General features: G+C 65.5%; 15 protein-coding genes and 2 pseudogenes. 14 read left to right on the top strand and 3 right to left on the bottom strand.

Features of this window, described 5'->3' with window-relative positions:
* Positions 1-9 precede the first annotated feature (9 nt).
* Positions 10-1359: a 30S ribosomal protein S12 methylthiotransferase RimO gene (gene rimO, locus CAL19_RS17415; RefSeq protein WP_094797527.1), complete on the bottom strand. Its 1350-nt coding sequence runs from the start codon at positions 1357-1359 to the stop codon at positions 10-12.
* A 180-nt stretch (positions 1360-1539) separates the two neighbouring features.
* Positions 1540-2427 (bottom strand): LysR family transcriptional regulator, encoded by an 888-nt coding sequence (locus CAL19_RS17410; RefSeq protein WP_026639743.1) that lies wholly within the window; start codon positions 2425-2427, stop codon positions 1540-1542.
* 165 nt (positions 2428-2592) lie between these two features.
* Between CAL19_RS17410 and CAL19_RS17405 the strand changes: the two genes are divergently transcribed.
* The 9 genes and pseudogenes from CAL19_RS17405 to CAL19_RS19975 all read left to right on the top strand — a co-directional run bounded on the left by CAL19_RS17405 (position 2593) and on the right by CAL19_RS19975 (position 13578).
* Positions 2593-3537: an ABC transporter permease gene (locus tag CAL19_RS17405; RefSeq protein ID WP_026639742.1), complete on the top strand. Its 945-nt coding sequence runs from the start codon at positions 2593-2595 to the stop codon at positions 3535-3537.
* 2 nt (positions 3538-3539) lie between these two features.
* Positions 3540-4415, top strand: coding sequence for an ABC transporter permease (locus CAL19_RS17400; RefSeq protein WP_051423769.1), 876 nt, complete (start codon positions 3540-3542; stop codon positions 4413-4415).
* Between the two features lie 31 nt (positions 4416-4446).
* A complete protein-coding gene (locus CAL19_RS17395) occupies positions 4447-6132 on the top strand; it encodes an ABC transporter ATP-binding protein (protein WP_051423768.1) in 1686 nt (561 codons plus the stop codon).
* Between the two features lie 108 nt (positions 6133-6240).
* Positions 6241-7818, top strand: coding sequence for an ABC transporter substrate-binding protein (locus CAL19_RS17390; RefSeq protein WP_094797526.1), 1578 nt, complete (start codon positions 6241-6243; stop codon positions 7816-7818).
* A gap of 31 nt (positions 7819-7849) precedes the next feature.
* On the top strand, positions 7850-8989 hold the full coding sequence (locus CAL19_RS17385; protein ID WP_026639941.1) for a C45 family autoproteolytic acyltransferase/hydolase: 1140 nt from the start codon (positions 7850-7852) through the stop codon (positions 8987-8989).
* 32 nt (positions 8990-9021) lie between these two features.
* Positions 9022-10569, top strand: coding sequence for an ABC transporter substrate-binding protein (locus CAL19_RS17380; protein ID WP_094797525.1), 1548 nt, complete (start codon positions 9022-9024; stop codon positions 10567-10569).
* A 7-nt stretch (positions 10570-10576) separates the two neighbouring features.
* The gene (locus CAL19_RS17375) at positions 10577-11611 is read left to right on the top strand and encodes a CapA family protein (protein WP_081745712.1); all 1035 of its coding nucleotides are present in this window, start codon (positions 10577-10579) and stop codon (positions 11609-11611) included.
* 32 nt (positions 11612-11643) lie between these two features.
* Positions 11644-12765 (top strand): C45 family autoproteolytic acyltransferase/hydolase, encoded by a 1122-nt coding sequence (locus CAL19_RS17370; RefSeq protein ID WP_026639889.1) that lies wholly within the window; start codon positions 11644-11646, stop codon positions 12763-12765.
* A gap of 106 nt (positions 12766-12871) precedes the next feature.
* A pseudogene (locus CAL19_RS19975) lies at positions 12872-13578 on the top strand (sensor histidine kinase).
* On the opposite strand, the pseudogene CAL19_RS17360 reads toward CAL19_RS19975, so the two are convergent.
* Positions 13578-14082, bottom strand: a pseudogene (locus CAL19_RS17360) (LysE family translocator); the annotation flags it as partial. The pseudogenes CAL19_RS19975 and CAL19_RS17360 overlap by 1 nt on opposite strands.
* A gap of 117 nt (positions 14083-14199) precedes the next feature.
* On the opposite strand from CAL19_RS17360, the gene rsmB reads away from it, so the two are divergent.
* Genes rsmB through trkA form a run of 5 tightly spaced genes read left to right on the top strand, consistent with a single transcriptional unit; the run spans position 14200 to position 20600 of the window.
* On the top strand, positions 14200-15570 hold the full coding sequence (rsmB, locus tag CAL19_RS17355; RefSeq protein ID WP_094797523.1) for a 16S rRNA (cytosine(967)-C(5))-methyltransferase RsmB: 1371 nt from the start codon (positions 14200-14202) through the stop codon (positions 15568-15570).
* Between the two features lie 47 nt (positions 15571-15617).
* Positions 15618-16205, top strand: a complete 588-nt coding sequence (locus CAL19_RS17350; protein WP_094797522.1) for a DUF4390 domain-containing protein — start codon at positions 15618-15620, stop codon at positions 16203-16205.
* Positions 16202-18517 (top strand): sensor histidine kinase, encoded by a 2316-nt coding sequence (locus CAL19_RS17345; protein WP_026639893.1) that lies wholly within the window; start codon positions 16202-16204, stop codon positions 18515-18517. Before CAL19_RS17350 ends, CAL19_RS17345 begins: the two co-directional genes overlap by 4 nt.
* An 11-nt stretch (positions 18518-18528) precedes the next feature.
* Positions 18529-19224, top strand: a complete 696-nt coding sequence (locus tag CAL19_RS17340; RefSeq protein ID WP_026639894.1) for a response regulator — start codon at positions 18529-18531, stop codon at positions 19222-19224.
* A complete protein-coding gene (trkA, locus tag CAL19_RS17335) occupies positions 19221-20600 on the top strand; it encodes a Trk system potassium transporter TrkA (protein WP_094797521.1) in 1380 nt (459 codons plus the stop codon). The genes CAL19_RS17340 and trkA overlap by 4 nt, the downstream gene beginning before the upstream one ends.
* The last annotated feature ends 16 nt before the right edge of the window (positions 20601-20616 follow it).

The following is a 20616-nucleotide window of genomic DNA, read 5'->3' as shown; positions in this document are numbered from 1 at the left end:
GAGGGCGCGTCAGATCGCGTCGCCGTACAGGTCGTATTCGTCCGCATCGGTGACGCGCACGCGGATCAGGCTGCCCGGGCTGACCGGCCTCTGGGATTTTACGTACACGTTGCCGTCGATCTCGGGCGCATCGGCGCTGGAGCGGCCCACGATGCCTTCGTCGGTCGCTTCATCGATCAGCACATCGATTTCGCGGCCGATGCGGGTTTGCAGGCGTGCCGCCGAAATCTGCTGCTGGTGTTCCATGAAGCGTTCCCAGCGTTCCTGCTTGACCTCGTCAGGCACCGCGCCGTCCAGCGCGTTGGCGGGCGCGCCTTGCACCGGCGAATACTGGAAACAGCCGACGCGGTCGAGCTGGGCTTCGCTCATCCAGTCGAGCAGGTACTGGAAATCTTCTTCGGTTTCGCCCGGAAAACCTACGATGAACGTCGAGCGCAGCGTCAGGTCGGGGCATTCCTGGCGCCAGCGTTGGATGCGCGCCAGGGTTTTGTCTTCGAATGCGGGCCGCTTCATGGCCTTGAGCACTTTGGGGCTGGCATGCTGGAACGGAATGTCCAGGTACGGCAGGATCTTGCCCTGCGCCATCAGGGGAATCACCTCGTCCACGTGGGGATACGGATAGACGTAATGCAGGCGGGTCCACACGCCCAGTTCAGACAGCGCCGCGCATAATTCGGACATGCGCGTTTTGACCGGGCGGCCGTTCCAGAACCCGCTGCGGTATTTCACGTCCACGCCATAGGCGCTGGTGTCTTGCGAGATCACCAGCAGTTCCTTGACGCCCGCCTTGACCAGGCGTTCGGCTTCGCTCAGCACGTCGCCCACGGGCCGGCTGACCAGGTCGCCGCGCATCGACGGAATAATGCAGAAGCTGCAGCGGTGGTTACAGCCTTCGGAAATCTTCAGATAGGCGTAGTGGCGGGGGGTGAGCTTGATGCCTTGCGGCGGCACCAGGTCGATGTAGGGATCGTGGGTCGTCTTGGGCGGCGCGGCGTCATGCACCGCGCGCACCACTTGCTCGTACTGTTGCGGCCCCGTTACGGCCAGCACGCTGGGATGCACGTCGCGGATGGCCGACTCATCCACACCCATGCAACCGGTGACGATGACCTTGCCGTTCTCGGCCAGGGCTTCCCCGATGGCTTCGAGCGATTCGGCCTTGGCGCTGTCGATGAAACCACAGGTGTTCACGACTACGACATCGGCGCCATCGTACTTGGGCGTGATCTGGTAGCCCTCGGTGCGCAGCTGCGTCAGGATGCGTTCGGAATCGACCAGGGCCTTGGGGCAGCCCAGGCTGACGAACCCCACTTTGGGAGCGGGTTTCTTGGATTGTGTGGAGTTTGCGGGGATTTTCATATGGGCTTCCGTGTGTGGCCCGGACCGAGCGAAAAGGGGTGCCCAGAATTGCGAAGCCAAACGCGGGATTTTAGCTGGTCGCAGCCTTCTCGGAAGTACTGGCGCGGCCGCGCCGCTTTATCGGGCGCGAACTCCCAGTTCGTGGAATAGGTTCGCGGCCGGTTTTCCACGCAGGGCTACCTAAGGCGTTGCCGACCCTGCCAGTTCATCAAGCAGGCTGCGCCGCACGACACTCGTCAGGTGGCTGCGTTTTTCGCTTTCGAACAAGCCCATGGCGCGCTGCGCCCGTGGATCGTCGAAGCGCCGCACACTGAGGCGTTCATCGCTTTCCCAGGACGCGTTGCGGGGCATGGGCACGATAGTTACGCCTATGTCTTGCTCGGCCAGTTCGACTATCGTGCGCAACGAGTTCATTTCGAGGGTGTCGCGCACTTGCAGGCGCTGGCGCCGCATGAAGCGCTCGACCAGCGCGCCGGTATGCGTGCTGAGCGCCGGTTGCAAGAAGAGACGCTTTTGCAGCAGGTCTTTCACGCTGCGTCCTTGCGCGGCGCGGCGGTTCGCTACAAACACCAGCGGCTCGGAATAGAGCGGCGTCCAGGTGGTGCCCGCCGGAATGCGGTGTGAGTTTTTCACTGCCAGCACGGCGTCCAGCTTGCCTTCTTTGACGCGCATGGACAGGTCGCCCGAATAATTGTTTTCAAGGTGGACGCGTAGCTTTGGGTGCGAGACGCGCAGCGCCAGCACCGTGCGTGCCAGCAGGGCCATCGAGGTGGCGACCGCCCCCACCGAGATGGCGCCCACCACTTCGTGGTGGCCTTCGTCGTCGTTGCGCATTTCGTCGTACTGGCTCAGCAACGCTTCGGCTTTGGGAAGCAGGCGATGCCCGCGTTCATTCAGCGCCACGATCTTGCCGGTGCGGTCGAACAGCTCTTGCCCCAGATCGGTCTCTAGCGCACGCATCTGCAGGCTGACAGCCGTCGGGGTCAGCGCCACGCGCTCTGACGCGGCGGAAAACGAGCCGCTGCGCGCGACGGCCACAAAGGTGCGGAAGAACCGGATCGAGCTCATTGGAAATCGATAGATAAGTTTTTCTTCGATTAGTTTAAATAAATTTTAATTTTACTTATCTGTTGCAATGGCCGACAGTGGCGCCTTGGTCTTTGACCAGCCCGCAATAAGAAACCAGGTGGCATGCCTGCCGGTTTTCTGCCACCAATCGGAGACTCGCGACTCATGCTTCGCTTCGTCATGACCCGGGTGGGGATGGCGCTGCCGACACTTTTGATTGTGTCGGTATCCGTGTTCGTCCTGATCCGGCTGATTCCCGGAGACCCTGCCCAGCTGCTGCTGGGCGATCTGGCCGACCCGGCCGCGCTGGAAGATATGCGTCGCCGCATGGGCCTCGACCAGACCTGGCTGCAGCAATTCATTATCTGGTTCGGCCATCTGCTGCAGGGTGACTTGGGCCAGTCGATCAGCACCGGCGAAAGCGTGCTGAACCTGGTCTGGAGCCGTTTTCTGGTCAGTGCGCAGGTCGTGGTGGCGGCGGTTCTGCTTGCCGCGCTGGTTGCCGTGCCGGCCGGCATTATCGCGGCCTGGCGCCAGAACAGCGCGCTGGATCTGGTGATGGTAGGAGCGGCAACGCTGCTGGTGTCGATTCCCACGTTCTGGCTGGGCTTGCTGCTGCTTTTGTTTTTCGGGCTGAAGCTGTCATGGCTGCCGGTGGTGGGCTACGTCTCGTTCGGGCAGGACGCCCGCGCGGCGGCGCTATATCTGATCATGCCGATCCTGACCTTGTTTCTGCACGAAATCGGCGTGCTGATGCGGATGGCGCGTGCCAGCGCGCTGGAAGTGCTACGGCTGGATTACGTCACACACGCGCGCGCCAAGGGGCTCAGCGAGCGCGTCGTCCTGATGCGGCATGTTTTCAAGAACTCGTTCGGCCCGACCTGGACGTTGATAGGCCTGGTGCTCGGCAACTTGCTGGGCGGCATTGCGGTGGTCGAGACCGTGTTCACCATTCCCGGGCTGGGCCGGCTGCTGGTCGATTCGATCTATTCCCGCGATTACCCCGTCATTCAGGGCTGTTTGCTGTTCGTGGCGGTGGTGTACGTTGTGGTCAATCTGGTGATCGACCTTCTTTATCCTGTCTTCGACCCGCGGGTAACCGCAGAATGACTATGCCCAATCTTACGACGACACAGCCCGCGGGCGCGGTCCCCGCGCCGGCCAGGCGGCGCAAGCTGGCTCCCAACGCGCTTCTCGGCGGCATTCTGATCGGCATTCTGTTGGTCGCCGCGCTGCTCGGAGCCGTATGGACGCCGTATGATCCCCTGGCCATCAATTTCACGGCACGCCTGAAGGCCCCGGGAGGCCAGTATTGGCTGGGAACCGACGAATTCGGGCGGGACGTGCTCTCGCGGCTGATGGCCGGGGCGTCCACCAGCGTATGGATCAGCGTGCTGACGGTAGGTTTCGCGGTCGTGATCGGCACCTCGGTGGGCGTGCTGACGGGTTTCCTGCGCGGCTGGACTGACCGTATCGTCATGGCCTTCAATAACGCGCTGCTGGCATTTCCGGGCCTGTTGCTGGCCCTGGCCTTGCTGGCTGTGGTGGGCGCCAACAAATACGGCATCGTCCTGGCCCTGGGGCTGGCCTATACCCCTTCGGTGACCCGCATCGTGCGTGGGGCGGTGCTGTCGCTGCGCGAACGGGAATTCATCGAATCGTCGCGAGTGCTGGGAAATTCCGAGTACTACACGATGCTGCACCACGTGCTGCCCAACTGTATAGCGCCGCTGACGGTGCTGGCCACTTCGATGTTCGGCTGGGTCATTCTGGCTGAAAGCGCGCTGTCATTTCTGGGGCTGGGCGTGCCGCCCCCCGCGCCCACCTGGGGCAACATGCTGGCCTCGGCGCGGCCATTCATGGCGCAGGCCGCGTATTTGAGCGTTCTGCCCGGGTTGTGTATTGCGCTAACGCTGCTGGGGATCAATCTGCTGGGCGATGCAATTCGCGATCGCCTGGATCCGCGCATGCGCGGCGGGGACCATTGAGATGGCCGCAACCAGTCACGGATCGGTAAATATGGGCAATAGCGAATTGCAGCGCGGCGTAAAAGGCGCCGGCAAGCTGGTCGAGGTGCGCGACCTGACACTTACGGTGGGCCGCCATGGGCGCGAGATCGTCAAGCAGGTGTCATTCGACGTCGCGCCGGGCGAGATGGTGGGCATTGTCGGAGAGTCTGGCAGCGGCAAGACGCAGGCGGCCCGGGCCATACTGGGCTTGACCCCGCCGCCGCTGGTACGTGCGGGCGGCGCCATCCTGTTCGAGGGGCAGGACCTGACGCACGCCAGCCAGGCGCAATTGCGGCAATTGCGTGGCGCGCGCATCGGCATGGTGTTCCAGGAACCCATGACTTCGCTCAACCCGTCTATGACCATCGGGCGCCAGCTAGATGAGGGCCTGGCCCTGCATCGCAAAGACCTGAACGCAAGCAGGCGGCGGACGCTGATTCTCGACATGCTTACTCGAGTGGGAATCCGCGACCCTCAGGCCGCACTGACGGCCTGGCCGCATGAGTTCTCGGGCGGCATGCGCCAGCGCATGATGCTGGCGGCCGTGATGCTGCTCGAGCCTGCCCTGTTGGTGGCGGATGAACCCACCACGGCGCTCGACGCGGTGGTGCAGCGCGACGTACTTGAACTGATGGTGGAGCTGACCCGGGCCCGCAATACGGCGGTGCTGATGATCAGCCATGACCTCGCCATGGTGGCCCGCTATACCGAGCGGGTGGTAGTGATGCGCAACGGCGAAGCGGTAGAACGCGGCACCACGCAAGACCTGCTTGCCCGTCCCCAGCATCCCTATACGCAGCGCCTGCTCGCCGCGATGCCGCGGCGTGGCGAAGCGCGCGCGGTTCCTGACGCGGCGCCCCTGGTGTCTGTCAGCAAGCTGGTTGTGGAGTATCCGGGGCGGCAGCGACTGTTGCGGCGCACGGCGCCCAAGCGGGCGCTGCACGGCATCGATATCGAGATCCGGCCCGGCGAAGTGGTGGCGGTGGTGGGCGGCTCGGGCTCCGGCAAGACCACCCTGGGCCGCGCCATTGCCGGATTGATCCAGCCTAGCTCCGGAACCATCATGTTCCGCGGCCGTTCCATCGAGCAGTCGGATGCGGGCTGGAAAGACTACCGGTTGAACTGCCAGATGGTGTTCCAGGACCCTTATTCATCGCTCAACCCCCGGATGACCATCGGCGAGCTGGTGGGCGAAGGGCTGCGCCAGATGCCGCAGCTGGGCCGGCAGGACCGCCTGGCCAGGGTGGCAGAGGTGTTGCGCGAGGTAGGGCTGGACGAGAACTATGCGCGCCGCTTTCCGCACGAGTTGTCGGGCGGGCAGCGCCAGCGGGTGGCCATTGCGCGCGCGGTGGTGCGGCGCCCTGCTTTCGTGATTGCCGACGAGCCGGTTTCGGCCCTGGATGTCACGGTGCGGGCGCAAGTGCTGGAGCTGTTCGCGCAGTTGCAGCGCAAGCACGGGTTCTCGTGTCTGTTCATCAGCCACGACCTGAGCGTGGTCGAACAGGTGGCCGACCGTGTCGTCGTGATGCAGGACGGGCGCATCGTCGAAGAAGGGACACGCGATGCCATCTTCGACCATCCGCGCGAATCCTATACCCGCCGCCTGCTGTCGGCTATTCCCGCGCTGGATGCCAATGACGCGGGCGGGGTGCGGCTGCGCTGGCGGTTTGACGATACCGCGGCCCAGCCCGGTTAGAGGCGCACCCCGCGGCTCGCGCCAGGCCGGTGTGCAATAGCCGCCAGGCGCGGGCAACACAAAACCATAAGCGGCCGCAAGGCCGACTATCCACCTTGGGAGACTTCCATGCATCGACCGCGCTTACCCGCTTTTTTCCTTGCCGGCAGTTTGCTTGCAGCGGGCGTCCTGGATGCCGCGCCGGCCACGGCCACTACCCTGCGCATCCACACTAATTCAGACATTCGCAGCACCGATCCCGGCGTCAACCGTGACAACAACACTGATTCGGTGGTGCTGCACATGGTGGAAGGCCTGGTAGGTTACGACGCGAAAGGCCAACCGCAGCCTTTGCTGGCCGAGCGCATCGAGGTGTCGGATGATGGCCTGGCGTATACATTTCACTTGCGCGAGGGGGTGAAATTCCACAACGGCAAGCCGCTGACGGCCGACGATGTGCTGTGGAGCTGGAACCGCTTTATGGACCCCAAGACGGGTTGGCGCTGCCTGTCTGACTTCGACGGCCGTGTGCGCTTGAAGGTAGAAGAGGTCACGGCGCCCGATGCCAGGACGGTGGTGTTCCGCATCAATCATCCTGATCCGCTGTTTTTGAGTTCGCTGGCGCGCAATGACTGCGGCATGACGGCTATTACGCACCGCGATTCGCTGAAGGCGGACGGCACGTGGGACAAGCCGATAGGCACGGGCCCGTTCAAGCTGGGCGAATGGCGCCAGCGCGAATACATCAGCCTGGTGCGCAACGACGACTACGCCAGCCTGCCCGGCGGGCCCGACGGCTATGTGGGCAGCAAGCGCCCGCTGGTCGACGAAGTGCGCTTTGTGGTGATTCCCGACGCGGCAACCGCCAAGGCGGCCCTTCAACGCGGCGACATCGACATTCTGCATCGCCTGCCCTACGCCGAGGCGGCAGAACTCAAGAAAGACCCGAGTCTTACCGTTTATCCGTCGTCGATCTGGGCGCCCAATACGCTTTTGTTCCAGACGACTGATCCGCTGCTGGGCAAACTGGCCATGCGTCGTGCCATCGCCGCCGCGATCGATTACAAGCAGCTGGTTGACGGCGTGACCTATGGGTTGGCCGAGCCCAACCAGTCTGTCGTGCCGTTGTCGTCGCCCTATCACACGGCAGTCCAGAAGCAGGCGTTTACACACGACGCCACCCGCATCAAGCAGCTGCTTGCCGAAGCGGGCTATCGGGGCGAGCGCCTGCTGATCACCACCAATAAACAGTACACGCACCATTTTGATATGGCGCTGATCGCCCAGGCCATGTTGCAGCAGGCCGGCATCAATGCCGAGCTCGAAGTGGTGGAGTGGGGCGCGCAGCAGGACAAATGGCAAAAGGGCAATTATCAGCTGATGGCGTTCGGCTATTCCGCCCGCCTCGATCCCGCCCTGAGCTACGAATCGGTGATGGGCCCCAAGGCCACCCAGCCGCGCAAGGTATGGGAAGACCCGGCGTCGCTCGCCTTGCTGGCCGACGCCATGCGCCAGGCCGACCCCGCTGCCCGCCAGGCCGCCTTCGACCAGTTGCATCGCAATGCTATCGACCAGGTGCCGCTGATCGTGCTGTTCAACACCTTGGTCAACGATGTGGCGCGTAACGACGTAACCGGCTATCGCGCATCGGTATTTGGCAGCCCGCGGCTCTGGGAAGTCGCCAAACAAGGCCCGGCCGGTGGCTAAGCGCCAACGAGCCGGCTTTTGAAGAGAACCCATGGACGACAACATATTTTTTCCGCTGGTCGAGGTGCATGGCACCCCCTATGAGCGCGGCCGCCAGCACGGCGAGCAGGCGGCGCGCCGGGTGCGGCGCAGCGCAGACATTTATGCCCGCGCGCTCAATGAATTCGGCTTTCCGGCCAGTCGGCTGGACCAGCTGATAGGCGAATTCCGCCGCCAGATTGCCGAGTTCGAACCGGCCTACCTGGACGAAATGCAAGGCGTCGCCGATGGTGCCGGTGTGCGCTTTGACGAAGTGCTGATGATCAACGCGCGTACCGAAATCGTGACGCAGGCCCGCTTGTCCAGAGCGGCTCGCGCCGATGGGCCTCAACCCGACGCTGATGATGCCTGCACCAGCGCGGCCGTGCTGCCCGCGCGCAGCGCCAGCGGCAACCTGCTGCAAGGCCAGAACTGGGATAACCGGGTGGACTGCGCCGATACGGTCATTATCTTGCGCGTTCTTCGCGAAGACGGCCCGGACGTGCTCACCTTTGTCGAAGCGGGCGGCCTGGCGCGCTACGGCATGAACTCCGCCGGGATCGTCCTGAACGGTAACGGCCTGGCTAGCAGCCGCGATTACACCCAGAGCGGCATACCGCTGCCGCTGGTGCGTCGCAAGGCGCTCGAGCAAGAGCACTATGCCGTCGCGCTGCAGATTGTTGCCGCCACGCCCAAGGCCTGCTCGTGCAACGTCATGCTGGGCACCAGCCTGGGCCTGTCGGTGAACCTGGAATGCGCGCCCGACGAGACCTTTTTGCAGTATCCGGAAGACGGGCTGCTGGTGCACGCCAATCACTGGAGTACGCGCGTGGCGCTGGGCAAACTCCGCGAGACCGGCATGGCGACGTCGCCCGAGAGCCCGAATCGGGACGTGCGCGTACTCCAGGCCTTGCGGTCGGCGGGCCCCCTCGTCGGCCTCGACCACCTCAAGCAGGCCTTTGACGACCGCCACGCCAGCCCATATTCCGTGTGCCGGCCGCCGCGCATGGGCGGTCAGGGTTACCCATCCAGTACTACTGCCACGCTGCTTATGGAGCCGGCCGCCGGAACCATGGCCGTGGCCCGCATGCCTTGCCTGGAGCCGCGCTATGCCACGTATGGCATAGCGCGGGGCAGCCAGGCCAGTTTTTGATTTTTCTTTGCCTTCTAGACGGAGCAATCTGAATGCAAAAGCATTTTCTTCTTACCGCGGCCGTAGCCGCGCTGTGCGCCACGAGCACCGTGGCTGCCACGACCCTGCGCGTCCACCAGGACGCCGATATCCGCAGCACTGACCCCGGCGTCAACCGCGATGGCAACACCGACGGAGTGGTCCTGCACATGGTGGAAGGTCTGGTGGGCTACGACGCGAAAGGGCAGCCGCAGCCTTTGCTGGCCGAGCGCATCGAGGTGTCGGACGATGGCCTGGCGTATACGTTTCACCTGCGCGAGGGGGTGAAGTTCCACAACGGCAAGCCGCTGACGGCCGACGACGTGCTGTGGAGCTGGAACCGTTTCATGGACCCCAAGACGGGGTGGCGCTGCCTGTCTGATTTCGACGGACGGGTGCGGTTGAAAGTAGAGGAAGTCACGGCGCCCGATGCCAAGACGGTGGTGTTCCGCATTAACCATCCTGATCCGCTGTTTTTGAGTTCGCTGGCGCGCAATGACTGCGGCATGACGGCTATTACGCACCGCGATTCGCTGAAGGCGGACGGCACGTGGGACAAGCCGATAGGCACGGGCCCGTTCAAGCTGGGCGAATGGCGCCAGCGCGAATACATCAGCCTGGTGCGCAATGACGACTACGCCAGCCTGCCCGGCGGGCCCGACGGCTATGTGGGCAGCAAGCGCCCGCTGGTCGACGAAGTGCGCTTTGTGGTCATTTCGGATCCGGCCACTGCCAAGACGGCGCTCGCAAGCGGCGCGATCGATCTCATGTCGAAGGTGCCCTATTCAGAGATGAGCGAGCTGCAGAACCATGCCGATATCGCGACGACCGTGTCGCCGCAATTGTCTCCCACCACCTTTCCGCTGCAGACGCGCGACAAGCTGCTGTCCAATACCAAGCTGCGCCAGGCCATTGCCGCCGCGCTCGATTACAAGCAATTGGTCGATGGCGTGACCTACGGCCTGGCCGAGCCCAATAACTCCCTGGTGCCCAGCGAGTCGCCGTTTTTCGGCGAGGCACAGGCGCGCGGCTTCCAGCATGACCCGGCGCGTGTCCGGAAGCTGCTGGCCGAGGCTGGCTACAAGGGCGAGAAGATCGTTATTTCCACTAACCGGCGCAACCAGCCCAACTACGACGCTGCCGTCATCGCTCACGCCATGCTGCAGCAGGCCGGGATCAATGCGGACATCGAGGTACTGGAGTGGGGCGCCCAGCAGGACAAGTGGCAAAAGGGCAATTACCAGATGATGTCGTTCTCGTACTCCAGCCGGATGGACCCCTCTCTCAGTTTCGAGGGCGTGATGGGCCCGAAAGACACGCAACCGCGCAAAGTCTGGGATGATGCCGAGTCGCTGGAATTGCTGACGCAGTCCATGCGCGAGACCGATCCCGCGCAGCGCCAGAAGATGTTTGACGATCTTCATGCCCGCATGCTTGAGCAGGTCCCGCTTATCCCGATCTTCAATACGCTGGCCACGGGCGCGTACCGCAAGAACGTCAGCGGCTTCGAGTCGTCGGTCTTCGGCACCCCGCAGCTCTGGGAAGTCAGCAAGAAGGATTGACGCGGCCATGCCACAAGTTCTTTATTTGCTAGGCGATATCAACTTCCGCGGGGTCAATGACGCCAGCGGCTTGTTCGAGCACGTCGGCGAGCCCCTGCGGCGGGCGGACATGGTGTTCGCCAACCTGGAATGCTGCCTGTATGACCTGCCCGGCGACGCCGTGGAGCGGCGCGGTTTCTATGTGCCGCCAGCGGTCGGCGCGGCGCTGGCCCAGGCCGGCGTTCAAGTGGCGGGCAACGCCAACAATGTGACCATCGGGCGCGAGGCGGTCATGGCGTCCCTGGTCGAGCTCGATCGCCTGGGTATCGGCCATGTGGGGGCGGGGGCGGACGATACGCAGGCGCGCGCCGGCCTGGTCGTCGAGCGGGCCGGGGTGCGCTACGGCTTTCTGCAGCGCACCGCGGTGTACTGGCCGGATTTCCATGAGGCAGGCCCGGGGCAGCCGGGCGTGGCGGTCATCAAGGGGCATACGGCTTATCGCCCCGCGCTGGAGCAGCAGGCCGCCCGTACTCGTCCGGGCGTGCCCCCGCAGGTAGTTACCTGGGCCGATCCGGATTCATTGCAACGCTATCGGCAAGACGTGGCCGACTTGCGCGAGCGGGCCGACGTGTTGGTGGCGTCGCTGCATTGGGGCTTCCGGCGCGAAGTGCTGCAGTACCAGCGAGAATTCGCCCACGCCGCGGTGGACGCAGGGGCCGACATTGTGTTCGGGCATGGCCCGCACATGATTCTGCCCATCGAGACCTACCGCGGCCGGCCGATCTTCTATGGCGGGGGCAATTTTTCGTTCCAGATGGCGCACCACAACGACCCCCATACCGACTGGGTGGGCAGCATGTTGCGGGTGGCCATTGATGGGGCGGGCACGGTGGGCGAGATCGAGCTGTCGTTCACCCAGCGCAATGCCGCCAACCAGACCCTGGTGCGTCCGGTAAGTGCACTGCCCCATGAGCGCGACCTGCTGCTGCAAGGCTCGCTGGCGCTGGGCACTTCATTGCAGGTGCGCGGCGACAGCCTTGTGCTGACGCCTTCCGGCCGCTGATTTCCCGCCCACACTATTCATACGGACTTTACATGCAGACCCCCTTTCCTTTCGTTTCTATCTCCGGCGCGCCGTTTGAGCGTGGCCGCCAATACGGAGCCGCTGTGCCCGAACGCATTGCGCACAGCGCCCGCTACTATCGCGGCGAGCTCGACAAGATAGGCACCGACCCGGCCGGCCAGGCCGCCCTGATTGCCGAGTTCGCCGCGCAGATCGAGACGTTCCGGCCCGAGCACGGCGAAGAAATGCGCGGCATCGCGGCCGGATCGGGCGTGTCGTTCGATGATGTCGTCCTGATCAACGCGCGTACCGAGGTCATTGCCAAGGCCCGCTTGCTGGGCCGCCAGGCTGCCATCGACCCGGCCGAAGGCGAGTGCACGGCCGCGATCGTCATGCCCGAGCGCAGCGCCGACGGCCGCATGATCCATGCCCATAACTGGGACTGGGATCCGGACGCGCGCGATAGCACTATCGTGCTGCGGGTGCAGGGCGAAGATGGCTTGAGCCTGGTCACGCTGGTAGAGGCCGGCGGCCTGGCGCGCCACGGCCTCAATTCGGCCGGCTTGGCGCTCACCGGCAACTACATCAGCTGCGACCGCGATTACACGCAGAGCGGCGTGCCCCTCAGCAGCATCCGCCGCGCCGCGCTCGAGCAGCGCCATGTGGCTGTCGCGATGCAACTGCTGGCGGCCACGCCCAAGGCGTGCTCCAGCAACATGATCGTCAGCCAGGATGGCTGGCTGATGGACTTTGAGTGCGTGCCGGACGAGAGCTTTACGCTGTTGCCGCAGAACGGTCTGCTGACCCATTCCAACCATTTCATAAGCGAGGTGGCATTGGGCAAGGTGCGCGAAGCCGGGCTTCGCAATGCAGTGGACACGTACTATCGCGCCTGGCGCGTGCGCGAACTGCTCGATGCATGCGGCCCGCGCATCAGTGTGGCGGATGTGCGGCGCGCCCTGGCCGACGATTGGGCCACGCCTTATTCGGTGTGCCGCCCGCCGCGCGGCACCCTGACCGGTGGCCGCACCGCCACGGTGGCAACAATCATTATTGATCCTGTCGGCCTGACCATGGATATAGCCGCCATGCCCTCGTTCGGCCAGTCTTTCACCCGGTACACATTCGAGGGCGAGCCGCAGCCGGTGGATTGATATAGCCGTCCAGGTGTCAGGCTTCCGAGCGGATCAGGCTGGCGCCTCGTGCCGTCCGGAGCCGCCCAATGAAGGGGGCACGCTGACCCAACGCGTCGTCTGAGCGCTGACGGGCGCGGTGGCTGTTTTCGTGGCCGCGCTGGCCCTGCTGGCCTATCTGGCCTTCGAGCAGATGGGCCTGCGCAAGGCGCGCGGGAACTCGGCGTGTCGATGCGGGCCTGGCTGCAAGACGGCGCGGCTGGCGGCAACATGCCCTCGCAATTGAACAGTTTGCCGCCGCGGTTGCATCTGTTGGAGCCGGGCGCGGAAACCTGGCACGTCATGGTGGCCGACACTTCGCGCGGGCGTCTGTATGTGTTGTACGACGCGACTGACCATGAAGCCCGGGTGCGCGACTTTGGCCTGATCGTGCTGGGCATGGGCGCGCTTTGTATCATGGCCGCCTGCGAAGTCATGTTGCTCAACGCGGAGCTGCCGGGTGATATCCGGCACCGCGTGGCGCGGGCGCAACGCCATTGAACACGCTGCTCCGGCCAAGCTGGTCGCGGCGTTGGCGGCGACGGCTCATTAGAGCTGCGCGATACGGACAAGGGTATCCTGGCTGAAGAGTTGCCGTTTGTGTTCCAGCGCTATTACAGCGGCCGGCTGAAAGATGCGCCGGCTACAACGCCGGACGATGACGGCGGCTTTCCGCGCGGACTGGGGCTCGCTATCGCCAAACGGGTGTGCGACATGCAGGGCTGGCGCCTGCAGGTCGAATCCGAAAGAGAAGGAGTGCGGCGCGGCACCTGTTTCTTGTTGAGGTTTTCATGAGCAGGCATCATGCGCGCGCCCAGCGTTGCATAGGCCAGCATGGCGGCCAGGTTCAGTATCGCCAGTATGGCAGCCAGCGCCAGGTATTGCGGCAGCAGCGGCGCGGCCGGGCGTATGAACTGCGGCAAGAATGCCGACATGAACAGCAAGGCCTTCGGGTTGGTGGCCGCCACCAGGAAACTGCGCAGGAACAACGCGCGCGCTTCGGGCGGCCGCGCCCCGGCCGGCCCGGGCAGGGCGGCGGCCGCATCGGTGCGCAGCAGGCGCCACCCCAGATAGGCCAGGTAGCCGGCACCGGCCCACTTCAGTAGCTGGAACGCGGCCTCCGAGGCCGCCAGCAGCACCCCCAGCCCCGACGCCACGATGGCCACCAGCGCCATGTCGGCCAGCACGGCGCCCGCCATGGTGCGAGCCGTTGCTCATGGCCAGCAGCACGGTGGGCCCCGGCGTGGCGATGGTGATGCCCGAGGTGATGGCAAACAGCAGCAATGTGGCAAGTGTCATGGGTAGCGGGCGGGAAGGCCGCTCTAAATGCACGCACAAGGCGCCAGTCTGATCCGACGTGCGGAATTCGTCCAGCGAGCGGCTACCATACCGGGGTTGCATTGTTGTGTATCGCTTATGGTCCCGCCCTTCGTCACCCCTGGTTCCCCCCCCCCTGCGCCGCCCCGGCCGGCGCTATCCGCCATTCTGCAAGCTACCGCCAGCGCCGTGCGCGCTGTCGACCAGGGGCGGTCGCTGACCGACGCGCTGGCCGCCGTGCCGGCGCCGCTGCGCCCGGCGGTACAGGCGGTATCGTTCCACGCCATGCGCCAGCTGGGCTGGGCCGCGGCGATCGGGCACCAGTTGGTGCAGCGGTCGCCCGGGCCGCTCTTTGACGCGCTGCTGCGGGTTTCGCTGGCGCTGTTGCGCGCGGCGCCCGGCGACACGCAGCAGGCCCATGCGGCCAGCATGCCGGGCATGCCCGTGTATGCGCCACACACCGTGGTCAACCAGGCAGTGACCGCTGCCGCCGGCCAGCGTCCCCTGGCGGCGTACAAGGGGCTGCTCAACGCCTGCCTGCGCCGTTTCCTGCGCGAGCGCGACGCGCTGGAAGCCGCCATCAGCGATGATCCCGAAGCCCGCTGGAACCACCCGGCCTGGTGGGTGGACGAGCTCCGCCGGGTTTACCCGGACCAATGGCAGGCCGTCCTGGACGCGGCCAACATTCCGGCGCCGCTGACCCTGCGGGTCAATACGCGCCGGGCCGCGCGGGACCAGGTCAGCCAGGCGTTGCAGGATGCCGGCATTGGCTCTGTGCCGGTCGGCCAGTCTGGCCTGGTGTTGGCGCAACCGCGCCCGGTGCAGCAGCTTCCGGGATTCGAAGAAGGCTGGTGGTCGGTGCAGGACGCGGCCGCACAGCTGGCCGCGCCGCTTCTGGCCCCGCGTGACGGCGAGCGGGTGCTGGACGCCTGCGCCGCGCCGGGCGGCAAGACGGCGCACCTGCTGGAACTGGCCGATCTCGATCTGCTGGCCCTGGATGCCGATGCCGGGCGGCTGGCGCGCGTCGAGCAGAACCTTGACCGCCTGGGGCTGCGCGGCGGCCGGGTGGCCGTGGCGGCAGCCGATGCCGCCGATCTGGATGCGTGGTGGGATGGCAAGCCCTTCGACGCCGTGCTGGCCGACGTGCCCTGCACGGCGTCGGGAATCGTCCGGCGCCATCCCGACATCCGCTGGCTGCGGCGCGCGCCCGACATCGCCCGCACGGCCCGCCTGCAGGCGCGGCTGGTCGATGCTTTGTGGCGTACCGTCGCGCCCGGCGGCCGATTGCTTTACGTAACCTGCTCGGTGTTCCCCGCCGAAGGAGCCAGGCAGGCCGACGCATTTGCCCGCCGCCACCCCGACGCCCTGCGGCTGGCCGCGCCCGGCCAGCTTTTGCCTGTTGCGATCGGCGCAACACTGCAGGCCCAGCACGACGGCTTTTTCTACGCGCTATTTGCCAAGCAGTCATGAATCACCAAGAATAGGGACACAGGCTGGCCGATGCGGCCGGATGACGAATGTCGATGATCTCTCGCCTATGTTGCGCGCTACTGCTGGCATTTCTGCTGCTTCCTCTCGGAGCCGGCGGGTCGGCGTTCGCGGCGGAACCCCGCGTGGCGCGCATCGACCCGGTCATACGCGACGGTAAGCTCGAAGTCGACGCCGACGTCGACATCACGCTGAACAGCCAGCTGCGCGACGCAGCCGAACGGGGCCTGCCGCTGTATTTCACCGCCGACCTCGTCGTCAGCCGCTCGCGGTGGTGGTGGTTCGACGAAACGGTGGTCGATACGTCGCTCACCTGGCGCGTGGTGTACAACGCCCTGACGCGGCAATGGCGGGCGGGGGCGGGCGAACTCAGCCTGCCGGTGTCGTCGCTGGACGAAGCCATGGATATCGTGCGCCACATCCGCGGCTGGCAAGTGGTCGATGTGTCCGACCTCGACTACGGGGTGCCGTACAGCGGCCAGCTGCGCCTGCGCCTGGACACTTCACACCTGGCGCGCCCGTTCCAGGTCAACGCGCTCAACAGCAGTTCATGGTCGCTGGCCACCCCCTGGGCCGATTTTTCATTTTCGCTGGCTGAACCCCAGGATCCGTCATGAGAATGCTGCTGCGCATCGCGCTGATCATCGGCGCCGTCAGCGGACTGGCCTTGCTGGGCCTGCTGGCCTGGTCTACCGGCAACGCATCGCGCTTTGCGCGCTACTACGACACCTTGCTGGTGTTGAACGGCGTGTTCGCGCTGGCGTTGTTCGTGTGGGTGGTGGCGCTGACCACCCGGCTGGTGCGGCAGATCCGCCGGCGGCAGTTCGGCGCGCGCCTGACGGCACGCTTCGCGCTGGCCTTCGCCCTGATCGGCGTGGTGCCCGGCGCCCTGATCTACACCGTATCCGTGCAGTTCATGTCGCGGTCCATCGAGTCCTGGTTCAACGTGCGCGTCGACAGCGCGCTTGAATCCGGGCTGAACCTGGGCCGCGCCGCGCTCGATTCGCTGCTGGCCGATATGGACGCCAAGGCGCGCGCCATGGCCGCCGAGCTCAACAATGTCGCCGACCGCGATATTCCGCTGGCCCTGACGCGGCTGCGCGAATCCAGCGGCGTGCAGGACGTGATGGTATTCACCGGCAGCGGCCGGCTGGTGGCGTTTTCGACGGACCAGTACGGCCAGCTGCTGCCCGAGATTCCGCCCACCACGGTGCTGAACCAGCTGCGCCTGGGGCGCGGCTATTCGGCCGCCGAGGCCGATGACAGCGTCGCGGGGGGCAAGCCCAGCCTGCAGCTGCGCGTGGTCATCCCCCTGAATGCGCCGGCCCGCTACGACAGCCTGACCGCCCTGCAGCCCGAACCGCGCTGGCTGCAGCTGCTGCAGCCCGTGCCCGAGCAGATCGCCGATAACGCCAATCGCGTGCAGCAGGGGTTTCGCGACTACCAGGAACTGGCGCTGTCGCGGCTGGGGCTGCGCAAGCTGTATGGCATTACGCTGACGTTGGCGTTGCTGCTGGCCGTGTTCGCGGCCATTGCCGTGGCGCTGTCGCTGTCCAAGCGCCTGGTGCGCCCGCTGCTGCGCCTGGCCGCCGGCACGCAGGCCGTGGCGGTGGGCGACTACCGCCCGCTGCCCGAGCCGCCCGAGCGCGACGAAGTAGGCCAGCTGACCCGTTCGTTCAACGCCATGACGCGCCAGCTCGACGAGGCGCGCCGCATGGTGGAAAGCAACCGCCGGCAGCTCGAGCGTTCCAATGTGTACCTGGAAAGCGTGCTGTCGAACCTGTCGTCGGGCGTGCTCGTGTTCGACGAAGGGTTCCGCGTCACCACGGTGAACCAGGGCGCGCAGTCCATCCTGCAGGCCGACCTGCGCTCGGTGATCGGCAGGCCGCTCGAAACCGTTGATGGCTTGCTGGAGTTCATCCAGGTTGTGCGCCAGGCCTTCGCGCAGCACGAGGCCGTGGGCTCGGAACGCCTGCATTGGCAGCAACAGTTCGAGATCACGCTGGCGCCGCCCGCCGACTCGAACGAACCGCCGCAGACGCTCACCCTGCTGGCCCGCGGCACGCATCTGCGCGTGGATGGCCGGGGCAATGGGTACCTGGTGGTGTTCGACGACATCACCGAGGTGATCTCGGCCAACCGCACGGTGGCCTGGGGCGAGGTGGCGCGCCGCCTGGCGCACGAAATCAAGAACCCCCTCACGCCTATCCAGCTGTCGGCCGAGCGGCTGGCCATGAAGCTGGCCGATCGCCTGGAGCCGGGCGACCGCCAGATGCTTGAGCGTTCTACCAATACCATCGTCAACCAGGTGGGCTCGCTCAAGCAGATGGTCGACGATTTCCGCGAGTACGCCCGCACGCCCCCGGCCGTGATGCAGTCCATCGATTTCAACGCGCTGGTGGCCGATGTGCTGGCGCTGTACGGGTGGGAGCCTGGCGACAGGGGGGCGGTGCGCCACCGCGAAGCGCTGAACCTGCGTGTCGAGCTGGAGCCCGGCCTGCCCCTGATCGAAGGCGACCCCACCCAGCTGCGGCAGGTCATCCACAACCTGCTGTCGAATGCGCGCGATGCCGTGGCCGACCAGGGCGACGAGGGCCAGGTGCGCGTCACCACACAGCTTATGCAGGGTTCCGACGGCGACGAGGCGGCGCAGCCGGCGGTTCGTTTCACCGTCGCGGACACCGGCCAGGGGTTCTCTCAGAAGGTCATGCAAAGGGCTTTCGAACCGTACGTCACGACCAAGGCCCATGGTACTGGGTTAGGATTGGCCATTGTGCGCAAAATTGTCGAAGAGCATGGCGGCAGGATCGACCTGGCCAATCGCAAGGAAGGGGGGGCGCGAGTCTCGATACTGCTCACCCGGCTGGCGTCGCGCGCCGTTGCTATGGACGCGCCCGCGCAAGAAAAGGATAATGCGGCTACGCAATAGGTGGAAGGTTTATGGCCAGAATTCTGGTGGTTGACGACGAAGTCGGTATTCGCGAGCTTCTGTCCGAAATCCTTTACGACGAGGGGCACACGGTCGAATTGGCCGAAAATGCGGCGCAAGCGCGCGCGGCGCGGCAGCGCACCCGCCCCGATCTGGTGCTGCTCGACATCTGGATGCCCGACACCGACGGGGTCAGCCTGCTCAAGGAATGGGGCTCGCAGGGGCTGCTGGACATGCCCGTCATCATGATGAGCGGCCACGCCACCATCGATACCGCCGTCGAAGCCACGCGCATCGGCGCCATGGACTTCCTCGAAAAACCCATCACGCTGCAGCGCCTGCTCAAGACCATCTCGGCGGGGCTGGCGCGAGGGCGTGCGCCGCATCCCGCGCCGGCCGTCGCCCCGCTGGCTGCCGTGACGCCCCTGGCCCTGCCCGAAGACGAGCTCGATCCGCCCGGCGCGCTGGCCCCGGCGCCCGCCAGCCCCGAGACGCCGCTGTCCAACGGCCGGCTCGGGTCCATCGCCCTTGATCAACCCCTGCGCGAAGCGCGCGACGAGTTCGAACGCATTTATTTCGAGTACCACCTGGCGCGCGAGAACCACAGCATGACGCGCGTTTCCGAGCGCACCGGCCTCGAGCGCACGCACCTGTACCGCAAGCTCAAGCAGCTGGGCATCGAGTCCGCACGCAAGCGGGGCACATGAAGATCCTCATCATGGGGGCCGGTCGCGTTGGCACCAGCGTGGCCGAAAACCTGGTGTCGGAACAGAACGACATCACCGTGATCGACACCAATGTCGATCAGTTGCGATATTTGCAAGATCGGCTGGATCTGCGCGTGGTTCACGGCGATGGCACCCAGGTGTCGGTGCTGGAAAGCGCTGGCGCGGCCGACGCCGACCTGTTCATAGCCTGCTCTGCATCCGATGCCGCCAATATGGTGGGCTGCAAGATGGCCCGCCAGCTGTTCAATGTGCCGCGGCGCATCGCCCGCATCCGCATGCCCGATTTCGCCGAACATCCCGAACTGATGGGCGAAGACGGCTTCTGTATCGACGCCCTGATCAGCCCCGAACGAAGCGTCACCACGTACCTGCACAGCCTGATCGAGTTTCCCGAGGCGCTGCAGGTGGTGGAATTCGCCGACGGCCGCATCAGCGTGGTCACCGTCAGGGTGGGGCATGGCAGCCCCATGGCGCATCACCCGGTGGCGCAATTGCGCGACGTATGGCCCGACGTGGCCGCCCGGGTGATTGATGTCGTGCGCGATGGCCGCCCGCTGCAGGCGGGGCACGGCACGGTCATCGCCCCGGGCGACGAAGTGGTGCTGGTGGTCGATTCCCGCCACGCCCGCCGCGCCGTGCGGAAGCTGCGCGAGGCCGAAAAGTCGGTGCATCGCGTCATGATCGCCGGGGGCGGCAATATCGGCCTGCGGCTGGCGCGCCAGCTGGCCGAAGAAAACTACAGCGTGCGCATCATCGAGCGCAACCTGAAGCGGTGCGAATACCTGGCGGCCGAGCTGCCCAGCAGCGTACTGGTGCTGCACGGCAGCGGCACCGACGAAGAATTGCTCGAACGCGAGAACATCGGCGACATGGATACCTGGCTGGCCCTGACCAGCGACGACGAAGACAACATCATGTCGTCGCTCCTGGCCAAACGCCTGGGCGCGCGCCGCGTCATCGCCCTTATCAATCGCCAGGCATATGGCGAGCTTATGCAGGGCAGCCATATCGATATTGCCGTTTCGCCATCGCACGCCACCATGAGCGAGCTGCTGCGCCACGTGCGCCGCGGCGACATCACGGTGGGGCACCGGTTGCGGCAGGGCGTGGCCGAGGCCATCGAGGCCGTGGCGCACGGCGATGCCCGCACGTCCAAGGTGGTGGGCCGTGCGGTGGGCGATATCCGGCTGCCGCGCGGGGCCAGCATCGGCGCGCTGGCGCGTGGCGACGAAATACTCATGCCCGACGATGACACGGTCATCGAAAGCGGCGACCACGTCATCGTTTTTGCTCCTTCGCGGCAGATGATGCCGCGCGTCGAAAAACTGTTCCAGGTTTCGGCGTCGTTCTTCTAAGCAGCCATGCGCCTTT

It is taken from the genome of Bordetella genomosp. 7 (genome assembly GCF_002261265.1).
In the GTDB taxonomy this organism is placed as follows: domain Bacteria; phylum Pseudomonadota; class Gammaproteobacteria; order Burkholderiales; family Burkholderiaceae_B; genus Bordetella_A.
This window is presented reverse-complemented; position numbering and strand designations above follow the sequence as displayed.